Origin of the sequence: Sphaerisporangium sp. NPDC049002 (genome assembly GCF_040649355.1) — a bacterium.
Classification (GTDB): Bacteria; Actinomycetota; Actinomycetes; order Streptosporangiales; family Streptosporangiaceae; genus Sphaerisporangium.
Map to the genome: position 1 here is coordinate 1 of NZ_JBEZFH010000059.1, position 24,693 is coordinate 24,693.

The following is a 24,693-nucleotide window of genomic DNA, read 5'->3' on the forward strand; positions in this document are numbered from 1 at the left end:
CCACCATCGGGTAAGCCATGGACGGCCCGCGACCAGGCGTCCGGTTGTGTCACCGCTGCGGAGCGAGCGCATCAGCGGGCCACGAACACGCACGACCGCTGGACGGCGGCCTCCGACTCGGAGTCCAGGTGCGCGGTGGCCTCGTCGAGCACGACGACGCGCGGAGCCTTCAGCAGCAGCCGGGCGAGCGCGACCCGCTGCTTCTCTCCCCCCGACAGCCGGTATCCCCGGTCGCCGACGACCGTGTCCAGGCCGTCGGGCAGCGCCTCGATCAGCTCGCCGATCTGCGCGGCGCGCAACGCCTCCCAGATCTCCTCGTCGGTCGCCCCCGGACGGGCATAGCGCAGGTTGGCGCCGATCGTGTCGTGGAACAGGTGGGCGTCCTGCGTCACGACGCCCACGGTGTCGCGCAGGGACGCGAGGGTGGCGTCGCGCACGTCCACGCCGTTGACCCGCACCGCGCCGCCTGTCACGTCGTACAGGCGGGAGACCAGCGAGGTGATGGTGGTCTTGCCCGCGCCCGAATGCCCGACCAGCGCGATGAGCTCGCCGGGACGGGCGGTGAAGCCGACGCCGTTCAGCACCTCCTGGCTCGGGCCGGTGTCGGGCCGCGCGACCGACTCCAGGGACGCCAGCGAGACCTCCTCGGCGGCCGGGTAGCGGAACTGGACGTCGTCGAACTCGATGGTGGCAGGCCCGCCCGGCAGCGGCCGGGCGTCCGGGCTCTCGGCGACCATCGGCTTGAGATCGAGGACCTCGAACACCCGGTCGAAGCTGACCAGGGCGGTCATCACGTCCACGTGGACGTTGGACAGGCTGGTCAGCGGGCCGTACAGGCGCATGAGCATCGCGGCGAGGGCGACCAGGGTGCCTATCTCGAAGGTGCCGTTGACGACCAGCACGCCGCCCGCGCCGTACACGAAGGCGGTCGCGAGCGCGGCGACCAGGCCGAGCGCGACCCGGAAGACCGTGCCGTACATGCCCACCGTGATGCCCACGTCGCGCACCCTGCCGGCGCGGTAGCCGAAGTTGTCCGCCTCGTCCTCCGGGCGCCCGTACAGCTTGGCGACCATGGCCCCGGCCACGTTGAAGCGCTCGGTCATCACCGAGCTCATCTCGGCGTCGAGCTGCATCTGCTCGCGGGTCAGCTTGGACATGCGCCGGCCGACCAGCCGGGCGGGGAAGATGAAGATCGGCAGCAGGACGAGGGCGGCCAGCGTGACCTGCCACGAGAGGATCAGCATGGCGCCGAGCACCATCACCAGGCTCACCACGTTGGACACCACGGCCGACAGCGTGCTCGTGATGGCGCGCTGGGCGCCGATGACGTCGCTGTTCAGCCGGGAGACCAGCGCGCCGGTCTGGGCGCGCATGAAGAAGGCCACGGGCATGCGCTGCACGTGGTCGAAGACCTCGGTGCGCAGGTCGTAGATCAGCCCCTCACCGATGCGCGAGGAGAACCAGCGCTGGGCCAGCCCGAGCCCGGCGTCCAGCAGGGCCAGGCCCGCGATGACCAGGGCGAGCGTCATGACCACGTCGGTGCGGCGCGGGATGATGCCCTGGTCGATGATCGATTTCAGCAGCAGCGGGTTGGCGATGACGATGGTCGCGTCGAGCACGACCAGCCCGAGGAAGGCGGCGATCTGCCACCGGTACGGCTTGGCGTACCGGGCGATGCGCGGCACCGTGCCCGGCGTGAGCCGCTCCTTGGTCACCGAGCTGTCACGCCGCAGGGACCGCATCACCTGCGGCCCGTATCCCCCGCCCAACATCGCCATCGTCGTCCTTCGCCGGTCCTCTCCCCGTGTGCCCGGTACGGGCGCGGCTGCCCCCGTCTCCTCCTCCGGGCGAAGCACGAGAAACGGTTGCCTGATTCCCCGGTCAGCTCAGGGCGAACGATCAGTCGCGACGCGCCCTGTCACCCGTGTGGGGGCAAGGTCTCCAGTGAGGGCCGTATCCGCGGGTCAGGACCTACCTGGCTCTCCTCCGGCCGCGGTGGCCCTGCCGCCGAACAGCGTCCTGAGGCGCACGGTCTGCTCCGCGCGCTCGGCTGCGGTCTGCTGCGTGAGGGTCCTCCCGGGTGCGCCCTGGAGCAGCCGCTTGGTGGCCGCCGCCGCGTCCCTGTCGGTCGCGAGCAGGGCGTCGGCGAGCTTCCGGGTGGCCGCCTCCAGCTCGTCTCTGGGGACCACCTGCTCGGCGAGACCGAGCCTCAGCGCCTCGCCGGCCTCGACGACCCGGGCCGTCAGGCAGATCTCCACGGCCCTGGCCACCCCGACGAGATCGACCAGTGGCTTGGTGCCGGTCAGGTCGGGTACCAGCCCGAGCGCGGGCTCCTTCATGCAGAACTTGGCGTCCTCCGCCAGGATCCGCAGGTCGCAGGACAGGGCTAGTTGGAATCCGGCCCCGATCGCATGTCCATGAACCGCCGCGATCGACACGATGTCCGGGCGGCGCAACCACAGGAAGCCCTTCTGGGCCTCTGTGATCCGCTCCTCGAACGTGTCGTCGTCGAGCGCGGCCGCGGACGCGAACGAGCCCTGCCCCGGCACTCCCTCCGGAGTGAACATTCGCAGGTCGATACCCGCTGAGAAGGACGGCCCCTCGCCTCGGACCACGACGACACGCACCTGCTCAGGCAGCTCTCTGCCTATCAGAGCAAGGGCCGACCAGGTGGCGAACGTCTGCGCGTTCCGCTTATCCGGCCGATCCAGTGTGATCGTCGCGATCTTGCCGTCCACCTCGAAGCGCAGACCGATCTCCGCGAACCTCTCGCCGTCGAGGGCCCTGTCAGCCTCGCCGCGCACCTCTCCGGCACGCCTCAGCGCACCTTCTGTGCCCGGCTCGACACCCTCGCCCGTCGAGATCGCCGCAGCATTCCCCCCAAGCGTCGCTTCCGGCATCGCCCGCTCCGTTCGTGGTGTCGCTGTCCCGTCACGCCCGAACCCAGTGAGGTTCCAGAATCAGATTCTACCGGCGCGGGCGGGACGGGTTTCGACTGAACGGGACGAGCGGCTGCGGTCGCGCGTTTCCGAGGCGGCAGTCAGCGCTTCGACTTGCCCCGGGTGGCTCCGCCGCGCCCGCGCAGAGTCACGCCGGACTCGCTCAGGATGCGGTGGATGAACCCGTATGACCTGCCGGTCGAAGCAGCCAGGGCGCGGATGCTCTCACCCGCGGCATAGCGCTTCTTAAGGTCGGCGGCCAGTTTTTCACGGTCGGCCCCGGTCACCCGGGTGCCCTTCTTCAGAGTCTCGGCCACGAGTACCTCCTGTAGTGCCAGACTTCCGCAGCGTTACTCACGCCATGATCAGTCATTTCAGCCGGATCGGCTACCTACTCCATGGGAAAAGATCCGTACCCGCTCAAATTAAGATCAGGCAAGTGCCACAAGATCGGAAAATTCATCGCTCCAAGCGTCTTCTACTCCGTCTGGTAGCAAGATCACCCTATCCGGTCGTAGGGCCTGCACGGCACCCTCATCATGTGTAACAAGGACAATTGCCCCAGAATAGGACCTCAACGCTGAAAGTACTTGATCGCGGCTGACTGGGTCCAGGTTGTTCGTGGGCTCGTCGAGCAGGAGGACGTTGGCGCTCGAAAGCACCAGTGTGGCCAGGGCCAGACGGGTCTTCTCCCCTCCGGAGAGCACCGAAGCGGGCTTGTCGGCGTCGTCCCCCGAGAACAGGAACGAGCCGAGGACCTTTCGCAGGGTGACGTCGGGCACGTCGGGCCCGGCGGAGCGCATGTTCTCAAGGACGCTGCGCCCGGCGTCCAGGGTCTCGTGCTCCTGCGCGTAGTAGCCCAGCTTGAGGCCATGACCCGCGTTGACCTCGCCGGAGTCGGGCTTTTCGATGCCGCCGAGCATGCGCAGCAGCGTCGTCTTGCCGGCGCCGTTGAGCCCGAGGACGACCACCCGGCTGCCCCGGTCGACGGCCGCGTCCACGTCGGTGAAGACCTCCAGCGAGCCGTAGGACTTCGACAGGGCCGACGCGGTCAGCGGAGTGCGCCCGCAGGGGGCCGGATCGGGGAAGCGGAGCTTAGCCACCTTGTCGCTGCGACGCTCCTCCTCCACGCCCGCCAGCAGGCGCTTCGCGCGACGCTCCATGTCCTGCGCCGCCTTGGCTTTGGTGGCCTTGGCGCGCATTCGGTCGGCCTGCGAGAGCAGTTGCGAGGCCTGCCGCTCGGCGTTCGCCCGCTCGCGCTTCCTGCGGCGCTCGTCGGTCTCCCTCTGGGCCAGGTAGGTGGTCCATCCGACGTTGTAAGTGTCGATGACACAGCGGTTCGCGTCGAGGTGCAGGACTTTGTTGACCGTGGCTTCGAGAAGTCCGACGTCATGGCTAATAATGATCAAGCCGCCCTGGTGGGATCGTAAAAAATCACGAAGCCACCCGATTGAGTCTGCATCGAGGTGGTTTGTCGGCTCGTCAAGCAGGAGAGTCTCCGCTCCGCTGAACAGGATCCGGGCCAGCTCGACCCGTCGCCGCTGACCGCCGGAGAGCGTCTGGAGGGGCTGTTTGAGCACCCGGTCGGGCAGCCCGAGGCTGGAGGCGATCGACGCCGCCTCGGCCTCCGCCGCGTACCCGCCGAGGACGTGGAGCCGGTCCTCCAGGCGGCCGTAGGCGCGGACGGCGCGGTCGCGGACGCGGTCGTCCTCCGAGGCCATGCCGAGCTCGGCCTCGCGCAGCTCGCGCAGCACGTCATCGAGGCCCCGCGCCGACAGGATGCGGTCGCTGGCGATGACGCTGAGGTCGCCGGTGCGCGGATCCTGGGGAAGGTAGCCGACGTTGCCCGTGGTGGTGACGGTGCCGACCGCGGGAAGGCCCTCGCCCGCGAGGATCCTGGTGAGGGTGGTCTTGCCGGCGCCGTTGCGGCCCACCAGGCCGATGCGGTCGCCGGGGTTCACGCGGAACGACGCCCCTTCGATGAGCAGGCGGGAACCGGCGCGCAGTTCGATGTCAGACGCAATGATCATGGTGAGGGAACACTCCCAGAACGGGGAACGAGGTCGAAGGACGTGCTGTCGGAAGAGACCGGAGTGTCGCAGGGCAGCCACATGGCTCGGCCCGCTTCCATGAGTGCGCCGATCAATCGGGAGTGCGCATACGCCTAGTGTACGGCCAGTCTCCTGGCGGGCTTGATAGTTAAGAAAAAACTAATATGATGCTCCTCATGAGCGGGAAGATCGGACGCCCCAGGCTGTCGCACGACCGCCCCGACGCCTTCACGGCGCTCGCCGACCTGACGCGGCGTCATCTGCTGGAGAGGCTGACCGCGGGCGAGTGCTCGGTCTCGGAGCTGATGACCGACCTGGCGATCACCCAGGCCGCCGTCTCCCAGCATCTGAGGGTGCTGCGAGACGCGGGCCTGGTCGAGGTCAGGCCGGCAGGGAGGCACCGTCTCTACCGGCTGCGGCCCGAAGGCCTTGCCGAGCCGCGCGAGTGGCTGGCGGAGCTGGAGCGCTTCTGGAAGGACCGTCTCAAGACCCTCGGGGCCGTGCTCGACGAGCTCGGCACGACCTCCGAGCCCGGCGAGCCCGCGACCCTCGCGCCCGCCGCCGAACCGAAAGGACAGATCCCGTGACACTGCGATCGATCAGCGTCGTCTCGATACCCGTCTCCGACCAGGAGCGGTCCGCCGAGTTCTACACGCGGAAGCTGGGGTTCACCCTGGTCGCCGACAACCCCATGGGCGACCAGCGCTGGGTCCAGCTCGCCCCGCCCGGCGGCGGCGCCACGATCACGCTCGTCACCTGGTTCGCCTCCATGCCCGCGGGCAGTGTCAGCGGCCTGGTCATCGAGTGCGACGATGCGGCCGGGACCCTCGCGCGGCTCCGCGCCGAGGGCGTCACCGTCCACCACGAGGACGTCGAGAAGGCCCCCTGGGGCACGTTCTTCACCTTCCAGGACCCCGACGGCAACGGCTGGGTCGCCCAGGAGTCCACGCCCTCACGAGCCTGACCAGAGCCGCCTGGCGGCCCGCGGGGTCATCCCCCGGGGTCGATCACGCGGGGTCGATCACACGGATGCGGACGGCGCGGAACCGGCCTGGCGTCTCCTGGAGCACCGCGAGCCGGGGATCGGGGACGTCCAGGAAGGGGCCGGTCTCCAGGGCGAAGATCGGGGAGATCCTCCGGTCCTCGCGCAGCGCGTCGATCGCCCTGCGGTCCCCTCCGAGCACGACCGCGTCCAGGGTGCCGGCGTGCGGGACGAGCACCCGTACGGCCACGTCGGCCGCCGCCTGCGACGCCTCGCTCGCCTGCTTCTCTCTGCGGCGGGCGAAGCGGTGCTGGGACCAGCCCCCGGCCGCGCTGCGCCCGTGGACGAGCCGCGAACCGACCTTGGATGCCACCAGCCGCTCGCCCTCGAACACCCCGGCCGCGTGACCGCCCAGCCGTACCAGGAGCACCCCGACCCGGCGGTCCTCCCCCGCATGGCGCACCAGCGCGGGGAGCGGGTCATCGGCGGGCGCGAGCGGAGGGAACGGCACATGGCACTCGGCCACGGCCCCGTCTCCGGCGCGCAGCCGTACGACGTCGTCCTCCAGCGCCGCCTCCACGGAGCCGTGCCGCTCGGCGAACCTCCGCAGCCAGCCCTCGATGCGGTCCGGACCGACCGACACCCATCGGCCCCCGCCCGCCGCCGGTCGTGACGTCATGACCCGCGACAGTACCGGACCGTCCCGGCCGCGCGCCCGAAGGCCAGGCAGGGGGCCCGATCGCATCCCCCGGGAGCGGCGGGACACTTGATCACAATCGGTTACGGTGTTTGCTGGTGCCTGTAAAGAAGGATCCCGATCCAACAGATGCCGAAATGTCAGTGAATTCCACTGCACGTGGGCGCTTTCACCACCGAAACCGCAGGACAATCCGGGGGTGACGGTCCCCCGATCCACCATTCCGGCCGCCTCACCCCCGGCGCCCGCCACTGCCACCCCCGGGGCCCATGGAGCCCTCCCGGCCTCCGGCGGCGCCGCGACCTTCCTGCCCATCGTCGACCTCGACACCGGCGGCGTGATCGCCGTGGAAGCCACCGCCGAGGTCGCCCCCACCGGCGGCTCCCGCGACATCTCGCCCACGATCGCCTCGGCGTACGCCGCCGCGCGCGAGGAGGCGCTGCTGCCGCTCGTCCTGACCGTGGCCTCCGGGGCGGTGATCGAGGGCTCCGCCGCCCTCGCTCCGCTGCACGAGGCGATGCGGGCGACGAAGCGGCGTCCGCGCGAGGTGATACTGGTCATCTCGGGCGACTTCGCGCCCGAGGACCGCCGGGCACTGCTGGTCGGCATCGACGGCCTGCGCACCATCGGCTACCTGGTGGCCGTGGGCGGCGTCGGCACGTCCCACGTCCCCCTCGACCTGATCGCCGACGCGGCTCCGTACGCGGCCGTGCTCTCTCCGGACCTCGTCGACCGCATCCCGCGCGACGTACGGAGGAACGCGCTGGGAGAGGCCGTCGCCCGCATGGCCAAGGGCATGGGCATCCACGTGCTGGCCCCGCAGGTGCGCGAGGAGGCGCAGCTCGCCGCGCTGCGCGGCTGGGGCATCAGGCTGGCCCAGGGACCGCTGCTCGCCCCGCTCGACTGGCGCCCCTCGCACGGGCGGGTGCACGTCCCCCTGCCGGTCCCCCCGTCGGACACCCAGCCATCGGTGATCGAGCTGGGGCCGCGCGTGCAGGAGTTCCTCATGCCCGCGGTGACCCTCGACATGGGGGCGACCGCCGAGCAGGTGGTGGACGCCCTGGGCACCGAGCCCTCCATCACCAGCGTCATCCTGGTGGACGAGTACCAGCGGCCACGGGGCAGCGTCGAGCGCAGCCGCTTCCTGCTTTCCATCGCCGGGCCGTACGGCCACGCCCTGCACGCCAAGAAGCCCGCGCACCGCCTCGCCGACCCGCCGCGCGTCGTCCCCAAGACCACCCCCGCGATCGCCGCCATGCAGCTCGCGGGCAAGGACGCCGCCCGCGTGTACGACGACCTGGTCGTGGTGGACGAGGTGGGACGCTGCATGGGGGTCGTCCACGTCGGCGACCTGATCCGCCACGTCGCCGACCTCCAGCCGATCTCCCGCTGAGAGCGAACGGCCCAGGCCCTTTGGTCCTTCTAAGTCGTGGGTCCGGGGCAGAGGGCTTGGCCGTCACTCATCTAGGGCGTGGATCCGGAGCACGGCTTGGCCGTCACGAAGTCGAAGACCTTGTCGAAGCGGTCCTTCTCGGTCCGAGGGCGCTTCGCCGGGGCCTTGGCGTCGTGCGTGAGGCCGAGGGCGGCCAGCCCGGCCCTGACCTCCTCCGCGCCCGCGCTGAACACGGCGCAGAACGGGCCCCACTGGCTCTTCACCTTGGCCTCCAAACCCCGCACATCGGCGTGCACGACGGGGAGCATCTGGTCGACCGTCTTCTGCGCCGCCTCTCCGCACGCCGCGTCCGGCCCTCCGGCCGTACCCGGGGACACCTTGCCGGCGAGGTCGGCGGGCGCCGAACCGGTGGTGGTGACCGTGGCCGTACAGGGAACCCGTGACCCGGCGTGAGCGGCTGACACGGTGAACGCGGCGGGAGAGCCCACCGCACCGGTCACCATGCCCGCCACGACGAGGCCTCGAACCGCCAGAGCAGTGGACATGACGACCCTCCGAGACAGCAGACAGTGATCTCACTCAACGTACACGAACGATCACCCGTCAGCCCGGAACCCGGAGGGCGCACCAGACGACCTTCCCGCCGGTGACGGGCCGGCGGTGGCCCCAGTTCTCCGCGAGGGCGTCCACCAGACACAGGCCCCGCCCGCCCTCGTCGTCGGGCGCGGCGGTCCTGGGCACGGGCGGGGTACGGCCGGAGTCCCAGACCTCCAGCACAACGAGATCCGCCGTCCGGTAGACGTCGATCCAGACGTATTCAGCGGCGTCACCCGGCGCTTCCCTCACGCCCGTCCCACCGCCGTCCGCCATCGCCTTGACCGCGTTGGTCACCAGTTCCGAGGCGATGAGTTCGGCGGTGTCCAGGAGCCCGTCCAGCCGCCATTCGGCGAGCACTCGCCTGACGTGCCTGCGCGCGTAGAACGCGGCCTCCGGCCGGGCCGGAATCTCCAGGTATTGCTCCCGCATTCTGACGCCGGCCATCGACCGCCTCCGTGATCCATCGATGTTCTCCTCCACGGGCGACAGGCACGTCATATACGTCGTCACGACGTTTATCGGCGCCCGCCCGATGCGGAATTCGCCTCACCATCCTGTACACGATCGACTACGTTGAGTATTCGATTCCCCCCACGGAAGAGCACTGTCCCGGTGGTTCATCGGTGGCTTGGTGGGGTCCGAATTCAGCCGGCGTAAGGGAGGAGATCAGATGGGCAAAATGGTCGACATCGACCCTGACGAGTCAGCGGCGGCACGGTTCGCGTACGAGCTCCGGCGGCACCGTCTCGCCGCGAGGCTGACCCAGGCACAGGTCGGCCGGAGGATCGGATTCTCCGAGAGCATGATCGGCATGGTCGAGACGCTGAAGCGCGACCCCACAGAGGGCTTCGCGCGGCTGTGTGACCGGGCCTTCCGCCTCGACGGCGTCCTGATGAGGCTCTACATGGAAGCCTGGCCGCCACCTCCACCGGTCCCCGAGCATTTCCGCGACTGGGCCGCCGAGGAATTGCGCGCGACCGCACTCCGCCTGTGGGATCCCCTGCTCATCCCCGGCCTCTTCCAGACCGAGGCGTACGCGCGCTGGATCATCGAGTGTGCCCCCGGGATCACCTCCGAGGAGATCGATCACCGCGTATCCGCCAGAATGCAACGGAAGAGAACACTGTCACGCGATGACCCGCCAATGGTCTGGGCCGTCATCGACGAGGGAGTGCTGTGCCGGCCGATCGGAAGCCCCTCTGTCATACGCGAGCAACTCGAATACCTCATAGAGGTGGCACGGCACCCCAAGGTCACCATTCAGATAGTTCCATACGGCGCAAAAGCAGGCGCTGGGTTGCTCGGAGCTTTCGGCATAGCAGAAATGCGAGGCGTCCCTTATACGGTATATGTGGAGGGTCAGCCACACGGCCGGACGGTAGATGAACGAAGCCTGATCGCGAAGCTCGTCAACCGATACGACGCCATCCGAGGCGAGGCCCACTCCCAATCCCTGTCCCTGAAGGTGATCGAGGAAGCGGTGCGGAGATGGATCTGAGCCAGGCCAGATGGCGGAAATCGAGCCGGTCAGGGGACGACGGAGGCATGTGCGTCGAGGTGGCCACCAACCTGCCGAGCGTGATCGCGGTACGCGACTCCAAAGACCCCCAAGGAACCGCACTCATCTTCACCCCCGACGAATGGACCACCTTCCTCACCAACGTGAAGACCCACCGGCTCACCCCCTGATCTGACGACGTGGCGGACCCGTCGGAGAGCCGATCTTCGACAGGTCCGGCCGGCCGGATGGGGGGCGGACCTCGGTCGACCTGCGTCCGCGTCACCCGGGAGACCGTCTTTACGTTGTAGATTCAAAGGCCTGGCCAGGGGTTCCGCGACTGCGACCTGTCCCACCGCAAAGGCCCCGCGCGGTCAGAGCCAGCCCTGGGACTGGGCGCGTTGGACGGCCTCGATGCGGTTGCGGGCGTGGGTCTTCTGGATGGCCGAGGAGAGGTAGTTGCGGACCGTGCCCTCGGACAGGTGGAGGCGCAGGGCGATGTCCCCGATCGTGGAACCGTCGGCGGCGGCGGTGAGAACGTCGCGCTCGCGCTGCGAGAGCGGGTTCGGCCCGGCGCTCAGCGCGGCGGCGGCCAGGACCGGGTCGATCACCCGCTCGCCCGCGAGCACGCGCCTGATGGCGGCCGCCAGTTCCCTCGCGGGGCTGTCCTTGACCATGAAGGCCGCGGCGCCCGCCTCCATGGCCCTGCGCAGGTAGCCGGGCCTGCCGAAGGTCGTGAGGATCATGACGCGGCAGCCGGGCACCTCCCGGCAGATCCGCTCCGCCGCCGCGATGCCGTCCGTCACCGGCATCTCGATGTCGAGCAGGGCGATGTCGGGCCGGGACGCGAGCGCGACGGCCACCGCCTCCTCGCCGTCGGCGGCCTCGCCGACGACCTCGATGTCGGGCTCCAGGCCGAGCAGGGACGCCAGCGCCCCCCGGACCATCGCCTGGTCCTCGGCGAGCACGACCCTGATCATCCATACTCCTGAAATGTCGAAGGCCTCGCGGGGAGGCTTATGGGTCCGTGATCGTCTCGCGGGAGGCGTCAGGTCCGTGATCGTCTCGCGGGGAGGGCGTCAGGCCCGTGATTCTACGGCGACCGGCACCAGCACCCGCAGGCGGAACCCGCCGCCCGGACGCGACCCGGCGTCCACGGAGCCGCCCGCGGCCTCGACGCGCTCGGCCAGCCCGCACAGCCCGCTTCCGGCTTCGTACGGCCCGGCGTGGGGCCCGTTGTCGGAGATCTCCAGGGTCGCCGCGCCGTCCTCGTACGACACGATGATCTCGCATCTGTCCGCCCGGGCGTGCCGTACGACGTTGGTGACGCCCTCGCGCACGGCCCAGCCGAGCAGGCCGTCGAGGGCGTCGGGCAGCGGCGTGCCGGACATGCGGACCACGGCGGCCATGCCGGCCGCGTCCAGCGCGGCGCGGGCGTTGTCGATCTCTTCCGACAGCCCGCGCTGGCGGTAGCCCGTGACGGCCTCGCGCACCTCCTGCAGGGCGAGCCGGGCCACGGACTCGATGTCACGGATCTCCTCGGCCGCCCTGGGCGAGCCCTGCTCGGAGAGCCGCCCGGCCAGCTCGCTCTTGAGCACGATCAGCGACAGGCTGTGCCCGAGCAGGTCGTGCAGGTCGCGGGCGATGCGCAGGCGTTCCTCGCCGGCCGCCAGCCGCGCCACCTCGCCCTGGGCCCGATGGAGCTCGACCACCAGGATCCGGGTGTTGCGCACGCTCATGAACAGGACCCCGAGCGTGACCACCTGCAGCACCAGGAGCGAGATGGTGCCGCCGTCGGCCCCGGTGACGAACCCGCCGGCGACGACGACGGCGGCCATCGCGAGCATCCCGGCCAGTGCCTGCCGCGGGGGCAGGGCCATGCTGATCACGACGGTGACGTAGATGGGCAGCGCCAGCCATCCGCCTCCGAAGAGGATCGCGAACACGATCGCCATCAGCGCCGTCAGGCCGAGCAGCGGGAGCGTCCACCTGCCCGGCTCACCGTAGTTCTTCGGGCTCATCACGGTGGCGATGTAGCAGGTGACGAACCCCACCAGCGCGGCGACCTCCGCGTACGCCCTCAGGCCGGTGACGTTCCCCGAGGTGATGTCGGAGAGCGGATAGAACAGGTAGACCAGCCCGAAGGACATGCCCATGAGCCGCCTCCAGCGGGACGGCTTGTTCTCCGTCCCGCCGAAGGTGAAGAGGTCGCGCAGGCGGCTCATCGTCAGCCCCGTACCGTCGCCCTGCGGTAGGCGTAGACCGCCAGGCCGCACAGCACGACCGCCCAGCCGAGGATGCCGCCGACCGCCGAGGCGGGCGGCGCGTGACCGGCGACGATCTCCCAGCCGATGTCGGCGTAGTCGTACGACGGCAGCGCGTGGGCGATGGTCCGCATGGTCGCGGGCAGCAGGTCGACGGGGAACCAAAGGCCGCCGAGCAGCGCGAGACCGAACATCCCGATGATCGCCAGCGGCTGCGCGGTGTCGGGCGGCACGAGCGAGCCGATGATGAGCCCGAGCGCGGCGAACGGGATCGTGCCCACCCACATGATCGGGATCAGCGCGGCCCACTGCCCCACGCCGAGCGAGACGTGCTGGGTGATCACGGCGGCGAGGACGACCAGCAGCAGCGCGGGCAGCACCAGCAGCAGCGACGAGATCAGTTTGGTCACGATGATCATCCAGCCGGGCAGCGGGGTGATCTGGAGCTGGCGCAGCCAGCCGCTCTGCCGCTCCTGCGACCACGGCACGGCCGTCGACATGATGGAGGCGGCGAGCGCGCCGTAGGCGGCCATCGACACCATGAGGATCACACTGGCCCGCACGCCGGTCGTCGCATCGACCTGGCTTCCCCAGAGGTTGGAGTAGAGCAGGTAGAAGCCCACGGGAAACGCCACGACGAAGATGATGTAGCGCTTGTTGCGCAGCATCCGGATGGCTTCGAGCTTCACGTAGTTCAGCATGGCTCAGGCCTCCGCGGACTGGGTGAGGGCGAGGAAGGCGTCCTCCAGATCGACCCCGTCGATCTGGAGTTCGCGCACGTCCAGCGTTGTCTTACGGTAGAGCGCTGCCACGGTGGCGTCGACGTCGGTCGTGCGCAGCGTCACCGTGCCGGAGACGATCTCGACGCCGGTGACCCCCGGCAGCGCGTCGAGACCCGCCGCCGACTGGCCGCCGAGCGAGAACCCGACCACGCTCCCGCCGGCGCCGGCCTTGATCTGCGCGGCCGTACCGTCGGCGACGACCTTCCCCCGGGCGACCACGATCACGCGGTCGGAGTTCTCGTCGGCCTCTTCGAGGTAGTGGGTGGCGAACAGGACCGTACGGCCCTGCGCCGCGTAGGTCCGCATGCTCGCCCAGAAGGCCCGGCGCGACTCGACGTCCATCGCGGCGGTCGGCTCGTCGAGGACGAGCAGCTTGGGCGCCCCGGCGATGGCCAGGGCGAACCTCACGCGCTGGCTCTGCCCGCCGGACAGCCTGCCGGCGCGCCGGGAGGCCAGATCGGTCAGATCGGCCATCTGGAGCACCTGGTCGAGCGGCAGCGGATCGGGATAGAGGCGGCGGATGAAGTCGATCAGCTCGCGCACGGTCAGCTCGGGGATCAGGGTCCCCTCCTGCAGCATGGCGCCGACCTCCCCGCGCGCGACCGCCTCGTCCGGAGCGCGGCCGAAGACCCGGATCTCCCCGGAGGTCGGACGGATGAGGCCCAGCAACATGTTGATCGTCGTCGATTTGCCCGCCCCGTTCGGGCCGAGGAGGGCGACGGTGCGCCCTGGCTCCATCGTGAGGCTCAGGCCGTTCACGGCGCGCACCTCACCGTAACTCTTGCTCACGTCGGCAAGCGCTATGGCGTTCATGTCCCCAACGGTAGGGAAAGCCGCGCAAGACCCTCAGTGCCGCGAATCCGCCGTTGACGATGACATTTGTCATCCACCCCCGGCCCTGGGCCCTTGGCGGCCCCTTGGGCCCCGCAGGACCCACGGCACCGGGTACTCCGCCGGAATCTGCCGGTATGGACTTCAACCCTCGACAATACTCCTCGTAATGCTAGAGTCACGCTTCGTTATGGAAATCATCAGCAGACCGCCGCGTCACGTGGCTTGTGTGATGGATGGGAACGGACGCTGGGCCGCGCAGCGATCGCTCCCGCGCACCGCGGGCCACGAGGCCGCGGAGGCCGCGGTGATCGACGTCATCGAGGCGGCACACTCGGCCGGCATCAAGTGGCTGAGCCTGTACGCCTTCTCGACCGAGAACTGGCGGAGGCCGCCAGGCGAGGTCGACACCTTGATGAGGCTCGTGCGCCGGACCATCCGCAAGCACGCGCCGGCTTTGCACGCACGAGGTGTCCGGTGCAGGTTCCTGGGCGTGGCCGATCCGCGGATCCCTCCACCGCTGGCTCAGGACATAGCCGATCTCATGACGCTCACCAGTGACAACAGGCGAATGACGCTGACGATCGCCTTCGACCACGGGGGACGTCGGGACATCGTGGAGGCCGCCCGTTCGCTGATCCGCGCCGCCGTACCCGCCGAGCAGGTCAGCGAGTCCACTTTCGCCAGGCATCTCCCCTTCTCCGACACGCCGGATGTCGACCTCGTCATTCGTACCTCCGGAGAGCAACGGATCTCCAACTTCATGCTCTGGCAGGTGGCCTACGCCGAATGGGTCTTCCCGCAGGTGCTGTGGCCCGACTTTCGCGCGACCCACCTGTGGGAATGCCTCGACGCCTACCGGCGGCGCCAGCGCCGATTCGGCGATGTCAGCCAGTCGGCCACCACCACGGAAGAGGAACTTCGATGAACCAGACCACCGCACAGGAGACCGTCGACGTCTTCGGGCCCGACTCGATGCTGCGCCGCCTCGTCAACGAGGCCCGCTGGGGCCTGGCGGTCACCCGCGCCACGGTTCTGGAGGCCGCGCACCCGCAGATCGGCACGGCGTTGATCAACAACTCGACGTTCGTGACGCATCCGTGGCGGCGCCTGCGCAACACCTTGGCGAGCACACAGCGGATGATCGACCCGGACCGGCACGTTCGCAGCCGGGAGGCGGCTCGCCTCAACCGCCTGCACGCCCGCATCTCGGGCACCGGCCCGCAAGACCGCCACTACGACGCGATGGACGCCGAAGCCCGCGCCTGGGTGGTGGCGACTCTGTTCGAGTCGGCTGTGACGATGTACCGGCTGAGCGGTGAGTCGCTGACCGCGCCCGCCGTGGAACGGCTCTACACCGAGTTCCGGACGCTACTCGCCCTGCTCGAAGGGGGCGACAGCGACCAGCTCCCGGCGACGGCGCAGGAGTTCTGGCCCTACTACGACGACATGGTGAACCATCACCTGGAGAGCACCGAAGCGGTACGCGTCATCCTCTACCGGCTCTTCGCCGACGTGCCGGCCCCGCCCCTGCTGCGCGGCCATCCCGCGGTGTGGGCCGCGGGCCGGGCCGTGGCAGGCCCCGTGGCCGCCGCGATCACCATCGCGTCGCTGCCGGAATCCTTCTGCCGGCGTCTCGCCCTGCCTGACCTCCCAGGGGCGCGGGCGCTCATGCACGGGGCCTACTTGACCACCGGACTCGCCACCCGCCTGCTTCCGAACGGCTGGATGAACGTCGGCTCCTTCATGAGCCTGCTGGATCCCGACCGCACCGGTGGTTCCGGACCCTGGGAGAACATACGCCGCAAGGCCGGCCAGGCCGCGGCCATGCTGAGGCTCATCACCCCGGCTCCCGACGAGGTCGATCAGGTGACACGCTCGGCTGACCGGTTCTTCGCCGAGGTCCTTGACCAGACCGGCGACGGCCACATCGCCTGGCCCGACCTGGCCGCCATGGCGAGAGAGATCGCCACCCGGCTCGACCTGGACGAACAGGACGAGGATCGGCTTTACAAGGCCTACGCCGGCTGGTGGCGGGAGTTGCAGACCAATCTCGACACCGACGGCGACGGGCGCGTCACACGGCAGGAATACGCCGCCTCGGCCGCCTCTCTACCCAGCTCCGGACTGGTCAAGATCGCCGACGTGCTGTTCGATGTCACCGACGTGGACGACGACGAGACGATCGACGCCCGGGAGTATCAGACGTTGTTCCGCACCGCCTTCCACCGCGACCTGACCGGTACGGGCGACAGCTATTCGCGGAGCGCTTTCGTCAGGCAGTTCCTGCTGTTCATGTCCGGGCAGCGGCACTCGGTCGCCTACGACTCCCTCCTGTCGTAGGTTCGGCCAGGTCCGCGCTGTCAGCGCGGAGGGTCAGATGCGGCAGGCGAAGATGGCGGTCGCGAGGACCGCCTTGGCGCCGATCTCCCAGAGCTGGTCCATGACCTGCTGGTGGCCCTTGCGGGGGACCATGGCGCGGACGGCGACCCAGCCCTCGCGGTGCAGCGGGGAGACCGTGGGTCCCTCCATGCCCGGCGTGAGCGCGATGGCCTCGTCGATGCGCTCGGCGCGGATGTCGTAGTCGATCATGACGTAGTCGCGGGCGACCAGCACGCCCTGCAACCGCCGGACCAGCTGCTGGACCCCGTTGGTCTCCACGGCCCCCACCTGCTTGATCAGAGCGGCCTGGGAGTGGGCGATCGGTTCGCCGAAGACCTCGAGGCCGACGTTGCGCAGGGTGGTGCCGGTCTCCACGACGTCGGCCACCGCGTCGGCGACGCCGAGGCGGATCGCGGTCTCCACCGCGCCGTCGAGCTTGATCACCCTGGCCTCCACGCCCATCTCGGCGAGGTACTTGCCGAGCAGGCCCGCGTAGGAGGTGGCGATGCGCATGCCCTCAAGGTCCTTGACCGTGGAGAACCTGCCGGCGCCCGCGGCGAAGCGGAAGGTGGAGACGCCGAACCCCAGCGGCATGATCTCCTCGGCGGGGGCGCCGGAGTCGAGGAGCATGTCGAGCCCGGTGATGCCGACGTCCAGCGTGCCCTCGCCGACGTAGACGGCGATGTCGCGGGGACGCAGGAAGAACAGCTCGCAGGAGTTGTCGGGGTCGACGACCACGAGTTCCTTGGAGTCCCTGCGCGGGCGGTAGCCCGCTTCCTTGAGTATGGTCTGGGCGGCCTCTGTGAGGGCCCCCTTGTTGGGTACGGCGAGGCGGAGCATGGCTTCGAGGAATCCTTCGGATCGGAGAGGACGAGGTCGATCGCGCAGGCCGGTGGGACCGGCCTACAGATGCTTGTAGACCTCGTCGAGCCCGATGCCCCGGGCGATCATGAGAACCTGCACGTGGTAGAGCAGCTGGGAGATCTCCTCCGCCGCCCGGTCGGTGGACTCGTGCTCGGCCGCCATCCAGCTCTCGGCGGCCTCTTCCACGACCTTCTTGCCGATGGCATGGACGCCGGCGTCCAGGGCCGCGACGGTGCCCGACCCCGCGGGGCGGGTGCGCGCCTTGTCCGAAAGCTCGGCGAACAGCTCTTCGAAGGTCTTCATGATCTCTCTCACGTCGGTGTGCCTGCCCCGTCAAGAGTAGTCGTCCACGGGTGGAAGACGTGCTAACCGCCCACTTCGCCTGATCAGGCCGGGGCACTCCGGCGTGGCTCCGTGCCGCGACGCAGGATCCTTGGGCCACCCGGTACGTCCGCAGCGCGCCGGCCGATCTGCAAGATGGTGCGGGGGTTTCGCGATACCGGCCCTGTCAGGAGATGCGACGGGATCCGGGAGACCGTTGAACGCGTTGCTTAAACGGTTCAGCGCATCATATGCGACCAGGTGGACATCGGGTGCCACGGGCCGTTCACGGAGCCGGCCGATTCTCGTTGACGCAGCGCAGCACCGGGTAGGAGGTCAGCGCGGCGGGGTCCAGCTCCCCGGGAGCCCGGACGAGGAACGTGGCGGCCGAACCCGGGAGCAGGGTGACCAGCATGTCGTCCACCTCGGCGGCCGGGTCGAGCCGGTCGGGGAACAGCGCCAGCTCCCGCACCAGCGTCCGCGCGGTCACGGTCACCCGCACGCCGCCGGGCACGGGCTCGGCCTCCACGTCGTACTCGGCCTCGGGGAAGGCCATCTCGGGATCCTCGGCGAAGAACCGCAGGGCACCGTGCTCGCCGAGCTTCGCCGTCAGCACCTCCTCGGCGGGGTCGGCGGCCGTCGTGAGCGCGCCGGGCAGCGGTACGGGCAGCGTGCCGCGCGCGGGGACGGTCACCGGGAACGTCCGTTCGGCCAGCGGCTCCCCGGTCAGGTCGCGCCGGGTCACCGTCAGCTCGCCCGTCCAGTCCTCGGGACCGTCGTTGACCACGACCACCGTGGCATCCTGGATGGTCAGCAGCCGGTCGGCGTAGACGCGGCGCAGCGCGTACCACAGGGGTTTGCGGCGGGCGTCGCCGTCGACCGCCGCCCACGAGATCACCGGCCAGCAGTCGTTGAGCTGCCAGACGATCGTGCCCATGCAGTACGGCGCGAGCGAGCGGAAGCGCTCGATGCCGAAAGCCATGGCGCGGGCCTGGTTGAGCTGCGTCAGGTAGTGCCAGTCGTCGAACGTGGCGGGCGCGGGCAGGTGGTCGCCGAGGCCGCGCAGCAGCTTGGCGTTGCCGTCTGCGGCCTTCTGGTGGTGCAGCACGCCGGGAGAGCCGGGGGTCAGCGGCTCGTCCCCGAGCGCGCGGCGCAGCGTGGCGTAGGCGGGCGGCCCCTGGAAACCGAACTCCGCGACGAACCGCGGACGGTAGGCCCCGTAGCGGAGGTAGTCCTCACGGTTCCACACATCCCAGATGTGGACGGTGCCGCGGGCGGGGTCGTTGGGCGGCAGGCCGGGCTCTCCGGAGTACGGGCTGCCTGCCCAGTAGGGCCGCGTCGGGTCCAGCTCGGCGACCACCCGGGGCAGCATGTCGTAGTAGAACCCGGCGCCCCACGTCCGCCCGTCGAGCTTGTCGCGCCAGCCCCAGTCGGAGAAGCCCTCGATGTTCTCGTTGTTGCCGTTCCACAGCACCAGGCTCGGATGGGGCGCCAGGCGCACGATCGCGTCACGCGCCTCCGCCTCGACCTCCGAGGCGAACGGCTCCTCCTCGGGGTAGGCCGCGCAGGCGAAGGGGAAGTCCTGCCAGACCAGCAGCCCGAGCCGGTCGCACAGGTCGTAGAAGCCGGTGCTCTCGTAAAGGCCGCCGCCCCAGATCCGCAGCAGGTTGAGGTTCGCCTCGCACGCCTGCCCGAGCCGCTGGGCGAGGCGTTCGGGGGTGATCCGCGAGGGGAAGCAGTCGTCGGGGATCCAGTTGGCGCCCCTGACGAACACCGGCGCGTCGTTGACGACGATCGTGAAGGCGTCGTCCTCGCGGTCGAGCCGGACCGACCGGAACCCGATGTCCCTGGTCCACTCGTCCAGGATCGCGCCGCCGCCCGGCGCCCCGCCGCCGCCCGGCGCCCCGCCGTCGGCCGGGGCCGCGCCGTCGGCCTCGCTCAGGCGCACGGCCAGCGCGTACAGCGGCTGCCCGCCGTACCCGCGGGGCCACCACAGGTCCGGCTCGGGCACGGTCAGCTCCAGTACGGCCTCGCTCGACCCCGGCGCGAGCCGTACCTCGGCGTCCGCGCCCGCGACGGACGCGGTCACGACCACGGGGACCTCGGCGGAGCGCTCCACCGTGACGTGCACCTCCACGCGGCCCTCGCGCCCGTCGAGCGTCACCAGCGGGCGGACGGCGGACAGGCGGGCGCCGCTCCAGGCGTGCAGGCCGATGGGCCGCCAGATGCCCGAGGTGACCAGGGTGGGCCCCCAGTCCCAGCCGAAGTTGCAGGCCATCTTGCGGATGAACTGGTAGGGCTCGTCGTAGGCGCCGGGCAGGTCGCCGAGCTCCTCCTTCCGCCGCGCGGCGTAGGCGTACGGCGAGCCGAACCGCACCTGGAGCGTGTTCTCGCCCTCTCGCAGCAGGTCGCGCACGGGAAAGCGGTAGAACCGGTGCATGTTCGCCGTGGCCGCCACCTCGGCGCCGTTGAGGATCACGGTCGCCACGGTGTCCAGGCCGTCGCAGACCAGGTCGGCCCGGTCCGCCTCACCGCCGGCTCCGGCGCCCTCGCTCGCGTGCCAGGTGAAGGACGTCTCGTACGCCCAGGTGGTGCGGCCGATCCAGGTGAGCCGGCTCTCGTTGTCGTCCAGGTAGGGATCGTCGATGAGACCGGCCGCGAGCAGGTCGGTGTGCACGCAGCCGGGGACGGTGGCCGGGATGCCGGCGATGTCCACCTCGTCCGATACGGCGGTCAGGGTCCAGCCGTCGTGCAGCGGACGGTACATGCTCACGTGTTCCTCCTTCTAGGTCAGCCCTTGAGGGCGGACGGAGCGAGGCGCTGAACCGGATAAGTAACGTGAAACTACGGCCGGTATGTCAAGGGTGTCAACGGCGCGTTGACGTCGTGTCCGATCCTTGACTCACCGTCCTGCGTCGGTTCAGCTCCGCGCACCGCCCATTCCCGGCGGCGGGGCGGCCTTGAGGAATTACCCCGGCGCGGCGGCATAGTAAGGTACGGACAGTCGCGCTTGGTCTAGACCGGTTCAGCGAGGGGGCCCTGTGAAGCGACCGACGATCGCTGACATCGCCAGGCAGGCGGGCGTCTCCAAAGGCGCGGTCTCGTACGCCCTGAACGGCCAGCCCGGGGTTTCGGCGTCCACGCGGGCCCGCATCCTGGCCATCGCCGACGAGATCGGCTGGCGGCCCAACAGCGCCGCCCGGGCGCTCAACGGCGCCAGGGCCAACACCGTGGGGCTCGCCCTGTGCCGCCCCGCCCGCTTCCTCGGCGTCGAGCCGTTCTTCATGGAGCTGATCAGCGGCATCGAGGGCGAGCTGTCCGCCCGGTCGTACGCGCTGATGCTCCAGGTGGTCACCGACCACGACGAGGAGATGGCGGTCTACCGCCGCTGGTGGGGCGAGGGCCGCGTCGACGGCGCCATCCTGGTCGACCTGCACTTCGCGGACCCGCGCGTGAGCGAGATGGAGGCGCTCGGCATGCCGGTGGTGGTGCTCGGCCACCCCTCGGAGTCGGGGTCGCTGGTTCCCGTCTGGTCCGACGACGGCGCGGCCGTCCGCGAGACCGTCGAGTACCTCACCGCGCTCGGCCACCGCCGCATCGCCCGGGTGGCCGGCCTGCCGAAGCTCGTGCACACCGTGCTCCGCGACCAGGCCTTCGGCGCGGCCTGCGCGGAGCTCGGCCTGCCGGAGGCCGTCACCGTGCACACCGACTACACCGGCGAGGAGGGGGCCCGCGCGACCAGGCGGCTGCTCAGCTCGGCCTCCCGGCCCACCGCCGTGGTGTACGACAACGACATCATGGCGGTGGCGGGGCTGTCGGTCGCCCAGGAGATGCGCCTCGACGTGCCCGGCGACCTGTCGATCGTCGCCTGGGACGACTCGCCGCTGTCGCAGGTGGTCCGGCCGCCGCTGACCGCGCTGACCCGCGACATCCCGGCGTACGGGGGGCACGCCGCCCAGCGGCTGCTGTCGCTGATCGAGGGCGGCCCGGTGGCCGGGTTCGAGGATCGGGCGGCCCGCCTGACCCCCCGCGGCAGCACCGCTCCCCCACCCGCCTAGATCATCGTCTGTCCTGACATACGGCCACACGGTCGCATGACGAAGGCCCAGGCCGGCGCCATGCCGTCCTGGGCCTTCGTCATCGATCAGCCGGTCTCACCGGCCACGTCCCCGCCTCGGGAAGGCCGGGGAACGCGGAGCGGTTCCCCGGGAAGATCAGCGGCCGTAGCCGCGACCGCCGGAGCGGTCGGACGAGCCCGTGCCCGAGCGACCGCCGCGGAAGCCCGAGCCGCGCGTGCCGGGCGAGCCGCGGAACTCGCCGCGGTTCTCCGGACGACGCTCGGGACGGCCGTCGCCGCGGGTCTCGCCGCCGCGCGTCCCCGAGCGGTAGCCCTCCGCCGGACGCTGGCCCTGCAGGCCGCCGTCACGGCGCTCGCCGTCCTCGCGGGGACGGTCGTGGAACCGGCGCGGGCGGCGGTCGCCGCCGCCGTGGCCGCCGCCCTCGCGGCGGGGACGCTTGGCGGCCGGGGCTGCGGGCTCCCACACGGGGATCTCCACGCCGCTCGGCTGCTGGGCGCCCGCCACCTCGGCCAGGCGCGGGTGGCCCGGCGTGGCCTTGAGGCGGAACGGCTCGACGCCGGCCCTGCGGGTCATCGACTCGGTGGAGCGGCGCTCGTTCGGCAGCACGAGCGTCATGACCGTGCCGCGCTCACCGGCGCGGGCCGTACGGCCGCCACGGTGCAGGTAGCTCTTGTGGTCCATGGGCGGGTCCACGTGCAGGACCAGGCTGACGTCGTCCACGTGGATGCCGCGGGCGGCGACGTCGGTGCAGACCAGCACGCCGATGGTGCCCTCGCGGAACTCCGCCAGGATGCGGGTGCGCTGGTTCTGGCGCTTGCCGCCGTGCAGGCCTCCGGCGCGGACGCCGACCCGGGCGAGCTGCTTGACCAGCCGGTCGACCCCGTGCTGGGTGCGCACGAACATGATCGTGCGGCCCTCGCGGTTGGCGATCTCGGCGGTGATGGCGAACTTGTCGTCGCGGGTCACCTGGAGCACATGGTGCTCCATCGTGACGACCGATGAGGTGGCGGGCTCCAGCGAGTGCGTCACCGGGTCCTTGAGGAAGCGGCGGACGAGCTTGTCGACGTCGCCGTCCAGGGTCGCGGAGAACAGCAGGCGCTGGCTGTCCGCGGGGGTCTGCTCCAGCAGCGCGCTGACCACGGGGAAGAAACCGAGGTCGCACATGTGGTCGGCCTCGTCGATCACGGTCACCCGGACGTCCTCCAGCGAGCACTCGCCCTGCTGGATGAGGTCGGTGAGCCGCCCGGGGGTGGCGACGACGATCTCGACGCCGCGTCGCAGGGCCTCGATCTGCCTGCCCATGGACATGCCGCCCACGACGGTCTTCAGGCGCAGGGCGAGGCCGCGGCCGAGGGGCTCAAGAGCGTCGGTCACCTGCATGGCGAGCTCGCGGGTGGGGACCAGGACGACGGCGAGCGGGCGGCGCGGGGCCGCCTTGGTGCCGGCGACGAGCGCCATGGTCGGCAGGCCGAACGCCAGGGTCTTGCCCGAGCCGGTCTGGCCCCGGCCGAGCACGTGGCGGCCCGACAGGATGTCGGGGATGGTGGCCCGCTGGATGGGGAAGGGGCTGGCGATGCCCTGGCGGGCGAGGCCGGTCACCAGGGGCTTGGGAAGGCCGAGAAGGGTGAACTCCGACGGGCCGGCGGGGGTCTCACCCGTCGTCACCCCGGAGGAGCCGGCGGGAGCCGCGGTCACGGAGCCCGTCTTTCCGGACACCGCCTGGTCCGGCAGCGCGGTCGGCACCGCCTCATCGTGCCCGGCGCCGGTCAGGGCGTTGGCGGGCATGGCGGCGTTAATGCTGGTCACGATTTGTCGTGCCTTTCGATCGAAGAGACATGGCACGTCACTTCTGCGAAAGGACGAGCCGGGGCGTACGGCATGCGCCGTACTCGAACACATGGGCGTCCGGGGGAACGCCGAGTGGTGCGTTTCATCGCGACACGCGAGCACCACTCATCATGGGCGACAAGGAGTCTAACCCAACCTGGTCGGGCCGCGATCAAGCAGGTGCGGCCACCGTCTGGCGGTCAAGCGCCGGACGCGGCCGTACCACAGTCGAGCAGGGGCCGGGAGAGACGCCCATTGAACGTCACACGCAGAACCCGGCGGGCGGAACCTCGTCCCGGTGATGACCGGGACATTCGATGATCAGACGTTGAAGCCGAGCATGCGAAGCTGCTCGCGCCCCTCGTCAGTGATCTTGTCAGGCCCCCACGGGGGAAGCCAGACCCAATTGATCTTAACGTCGGAGACCATGCCCTCCAGAGCGGAGTGCGCCTGCTCCTCGATGACATCGGTCAGCGGGCAGGCCGCGCTGGTCAGCGTCATGTCGAGGGTCGCGACCGGCGCCGCGCCAGAATCTCCGGCGTCAAGGTTCACACCATACACCAAGCCGAGGTCAACCACGTTGATTCCCAGCTCGGGGTCCACGACGTCCTTGAGGGCTTCGAGGACCTCTTCCAGCGTCGTATCACCGTCGAACCCGGTGGGGGTCTCCACAGGCTTGCTCACGCCGCCTCCTTGTCTCTCGCCACTCCGGCCGCCCACCGGCCGCCGTCCACATCGACACGCTCGCTCACGCTGAGCTCCTCACCACCGCGTCCTTGTAGGCCATCCAGGCCAGCAGGGCGCACTTGACCCTGGCTGGATACTTGGCCACTCCAGCGAACGCGACCGCGTCCCCCAGCACGTCCTCGTCGGCCTCCACCTGGCCCCGGCCCTGCATGAGCCGGGTGAACTCGTCGACGACCGCGAGCGAGTCCTCGACGGTCGAGCCCGTGGTCAGCTCGTGAAGCACCGACGCGGCGGCCTGGCTGATCGAACAGCCTTGACCATCGTAGGAGACGTCCTCGACCTTACCGCCATCGCCCAGCTTCACCCGCATCGTGACCTCGTCGCCGCACGTGGGGTTCACGTGGTGGACCTCGGCGTCGTACGGCTCACGCAGGCCGCGGCCCTGCGGGTGCTTGTAGTGCTCCAGGATCAGCTCCTGGTACAGCGACTCGGCGATCAT

General features: G+C 70.2%; 25 protein-coding genes. 8 read left to right on the top strand and 17 right to left on the bottom strand.

Going from position 1 to position 24,693, the window contains the following annotated elements; translation table 11 throughout:
- Nucleotides 1-71: 71 nt before the first annotated feature.
- The 4 genes from AB0B89_RS14665 to AB0B89_RS14680 form a co-directional block, all read right to left on the bottom strand.
- The gene (locus tag AB0B89_RS14665; RefSeq protein WP_358552395.1) at nt 72-1,778 is read right to left on the bottom strand and encodes an ABC transporter ATP-binding protein; all 1,707 of its coding nucleotides are present in this window, start codon (nt 1,776-1,778) and stop codon (nt 72-74) included.
- A gap of 186 nt (nt 1,779-1,964) precedes the next feature.
- Complete coding sequence (locus tag AB0B89_RS14670; protein WP_358552397.1) at nt 1,965-2,900, bottom strand: enoyl-CoA hydratase/isomerase family protein; 936 nt, start codon at nt 2,898-2,900, stop codon at nt 1,965-1,967.
- Between the two features lie 140 nt (nt 2,901-3,040).
- Nucleotides 3,041-3,256, bottom strand: coding sequence for a helix-turn-helix domain-containing protein (locus AB0B89_RS14675; RefSeq protein WP_093173121.1), 216 nt, complete (start codon nt 3,254-3,256; stop codon nt 3,041-3,043).
- A 114-nt stretch (nt 3,257-3,370) separates the two neighbouring features.
- Nucleotides 3,371-4,969, bottom strand: a complete 1,599-nt coding sequence (locus AB0B89_RS14680; protein WP_358552399.1) for an ABC-F family ATP-binding cassette domain-containing protein — start codon at nt 4,967-4,969, stop codon at nt 3,371-3,373.
- Between the two features lie 197 nt (nt 4,970-5,166).
- On the opposite strand from AB0B89_RS14680, the gene AB0B89_RS14685 reads away from it, so the two are divergent.
- Together AB0B89_RS14685 and AB0B89_RS14690 are read left to right on the top strand one after the other, a co-directional pair.
- The gene (locus AB0B89_RS14685) at nt 5,167-5,577 is read left to right on the top strand and encodes a metalloregulator ArsR/SmtB family transcription factor (RefSeq protein WP_358552401.1); all 411 of its coding nucleotides are present in this window, start codon (nt 5,167-5,169) and stop codon (nt 5,575-5,577) included.
- Nucleotides 5,574-5,954 carry a VOC family protein gene (locus AB0B89_RS14690; RefSeq protein ID WP_358552403.1) on the top strand — a complete coding sequence of 127 codons (381 nt, stop codon included), beginning with the start codon at nt 5,574-5,576 and terminating at the stop codon, nt 5,952-5,954. Before AB0B89_RS14685 ends, AB0B89_RS14690 begins: the two co-directional genes overlap by 4 nt.
- Before the next feature lie 43 nt (nt 5,955-5,997).
- Here AB0B89_RS14690 and AB0B89_RS14695 read toward each other — a convergent pair whose 3' ends face one another.
- Nucleotides 5,998-6,651, bottom strand: a complete 654-nt coding sequence (locus tag AB0B89_RS14695) for an acVLRF1 family peptidyl-tRNA hydrolase (protein ID WP_358552405.1) — start codon at nt 6,649-6,651, stop codon at nt 5,998-6,000.
- Nucleotides 6,652-6,868: 217 nt separating this feature from the next.
- Here AB0B89_RS14695 and AB0B89_RS14700 point away from each other — a divergent pair, with 217 nt between their 5' ends.
- Nucleotides 6,869-8,062, top strand: coding sequence for an EAL domain-containing protein (locus tag AB0B89_RS14700; RefSeq protein ID WP_358552407.1), 1,194 nt, complete (start codon nt 6,869-6,871; stop codon nt 8,060-8,062).
- A gap of 71 nt (nt 8,063-8,133) precedes the next feature.
- Here AB0B89_RS14700 and AB0B89_RS14705 read toward each other — a convergent pair whose 3' ends face one another.
- Nucleotides 8,134-8,607, bottom strand: coding sequence for a hypothetical protein (locus tag AB0B89_RS14705; RefSeq protein WP_358552409.1), 474 nt, complete (start codon nt 8,605-8,607; stop codon nt 8,134-8,136).
- Nucleotides 8,608-8,665: 58 nt separating this feature from the next.
- Nucleotides 8,666-9,103: an ATP-binding protein gene (locus AB0B89_RS14710; RefSeq protein ID WP_358552411.1), complete on the bottom strand. Its 438-nt coding sequence runs from the start codon at nt 9,101-9,103 to the stop codon at nt 8,666-8,668.
- A gap of 226 nt (nt 9,104-9,329) precedes the next feature.
- Between AB0B89_RS14710 and AB0B89_RS14715 the strand changes: the two genes are divergently transcribed.
- A complete protein-coding gene (locus AB0B89_RS14715; protein ID WP_358552413.1) occupies nt 9,330-10,157 on the top strand; it encodes a helix-turn-helix transcriptional regulator in 828 nt (275 codons plus the stop codon).
- Nucleotides 10,148-10,348: a DUF397 domain-containing protein gene (locus AB0B89_RS14720; protein ID WP_358552415.1), complete on the top strand. Its 201-nt coding sequence runs from the start codon at nt 10,148-10,150 to the stop codon at nt 10,346-10,348. The genes AB0B89_RS14715 and AB0B89_RS14720 overlap by 10 nt, the downstream gene beginning before the upstream one ends.
- Before the next feature lie 183 nt (nt 10,349-10,531).
- Here the strand turns inward: AB0B89_RS14720 and AB0B89_RS14725 are convergent, their stop codons facing one another.
- The 4 genes from AB0B89_RS14725 to AB0B89_RS14740 form a co-directional block, all read right to left on the bottom strand.
- The gene (locus tag AB0B89_RS14725) at nt 10,532-11,137 is read right to left on the bottom strand and encodes a response regulator transcription factor (protein WP_358552417.1); all 606 of its coding nucleotides are present in this window, start codon (nt 11,135-11,137) and stop codon (nt 10,532-10,534) included.
- 99 nt (nt 11,138-11,236) lie between these two features.
- Nucleotides 11,237-12,382, bottom strand: a complete 1,146-nt coding sequence (locus tag AB0B89_RS14730) for a sensor histidine kinase (protein WP_358552419.1) — start codon at nt 12,380-12,382, stop codon at nt 11,237-11,239.
- Nucleotides 12,383-12,384: 2 nt separating this feature from the next.
- A complete protein-coding gene (locus AB0B89_RS14735; RefSeq protein WP_358552421.1) occupies nt 12,385-13,122 on the bottom strand; it encodes an ABC transporter permease in 738 nt (245 codons plus the stop codon).
- 3 nt (nt 13,123-13,125) lie between these two features.
- Entirely contained in the window at nt 13,126-14,016 is an 891-nt protein-coding gene (locus tag AB0B89_RS14740) for an ABC transporter ATP-binding protein (protein ID WP_358552423.1), read from the bottom strand.
- 208 nt (nt 14,017-14,224) lie between these two features.
- Between AB0B89_RS14740 and uppS the strand changes: the two genes are divergently transcribed.
- Nucleotides 14,225-14,962 (top strand): polyprenyl diphosphate synthase, encoded by a 738-nt coding sequence (uppS, locus tag AB0B89_RS14745; protein ID WP_358552425.1) that lies wholly within the window; start codon nt 14,225-14,227, stop codon nt 14,960-14,962.
- Nucleotides 14,959-16,377: an oxygenase MpaB family protein gene (locus AB0B89_RS14750; RefSeq protein WP_358552427.1), complete on the top strand. Its 1,419-nt coding sequence runs from the start codon at nt 14,959-14,961 to the stop codon at nt 16,375-16,377. The genes uppS and AB0B89_RS14750 overlap by 4 nt, the downstream gene beginning before the upstream one ends.
- A 33-nt stretch (nt 16,378-16,410) precedes the next feature.
- Here AB0B89_RS14750 and hisG read toward each other — a convergent pair whose 3' ends face one another.
- From hisG to AB0B89_RS14765, 3 genes are all read right to left on the bottom strand, one after another.
- Nucleotides 16,411-17,256, bottom strand: coding sequence for an ATP phosphoribosyltransferase (gene hisG, locus AB0B89_RS14755; RefSeq protein WP_358552429.1), 846 nt, complete (start codon nt 17,254-17,256; stop codon nt 16,411-16,413).
- A 63-nt stretch (nt 17,257-17,319) separates the two neighbouring features.
- The gene (locus AB0B89_RS14760; protein ID WP_248961442.1) at nt 17,320-17,583 is read right to left on the bottom strand and encodes a phosphoribosyl-ATP diphosphatase; all 264 of its coding nucleotides are present in this window, start codon (nt 17,581-17,583) and stop codon (nt 17,320-17,322) included.
- A gap of 304 nt (nt 17,584-17,887) precedes the next feature.
- On the bottom strand, nt 17,888-20,368 hold the full coding sequence (locus AB0B89_RS14765) for a glycoside hydrolase family 2 protein (protein ID WP_358552460.1): 2,481 nt from the start codon (nt 20,366-20,368) through the stop codon (nt 17,888-17,890).
- Nucleotides 20,369-20,642: 274 nt separating this feature from the next.
- On the opposite strand from AB0B89_RS14765, the gene AB0B89_RS14770 reads away from it, so the two are divergent.
- Nucleotides 20,643-21,659: a LacI family DNA-binding transcriptional regulator gene (locus tag AB0B89_RS14770; RefSeq protein WP_358552431.1), complete on the top strand. Its 1,017-nt coding sequence runs from the start codon at nt 20,643-20,645 to the stop codon at nt 21,657-21,659.
- 156 nt (nt 21,660-21,815) lie between these two features.
- On the opposite strand, the gene AB0B89_RS14775 is transcribed toward AB0B89_RS14770, so the two are convergent.
- The 3 genes from AB0B89_RS14775 to sufU all read right to left on the bottom strand — a co-directional run bounded on the left by AB0B89_RS14775 (nt 21,816) and on the right by sufU (nt 24,693).
- Nucleotides 21,816-23,486 (bottom strand): DEAD/DEAH box helicase, encoded by a 1,671-nt coding sequence (locus AB0B89_RS14775; RefSeq protein WP_358552433.1) that lies wholly within the window; start codon nt 23,484-23,486, stop codon nt 21,816-21,818.
- 342 nt (nt 23,487-23,828) lie between these two features.
- Entirely contained in the window at nt 23,829-24,191 is a 363-nt protein-coding gene (locus tag AB0B89_RS14780) for a metal-sulfur cluster assembly factor (protein ID WP_358552435.1), read from the bottom strand.
- Between the two features lie 64 nt (nt 24,192-24,255).
- Nucleotides 24,256-24,693 carry a Fe-S cluster assembly sulfur transfer protein SufU gene (gene sufU / locus AB0B89_RS14785; RefSeq protein WP_358552437.1) on the bottom strand — a complete coding sequence of 146 codons (438 nt, stop codon included), beginning with the start codon at nt 24,691-24,693 and terminating at the stop codon, nt 24,256-24,258.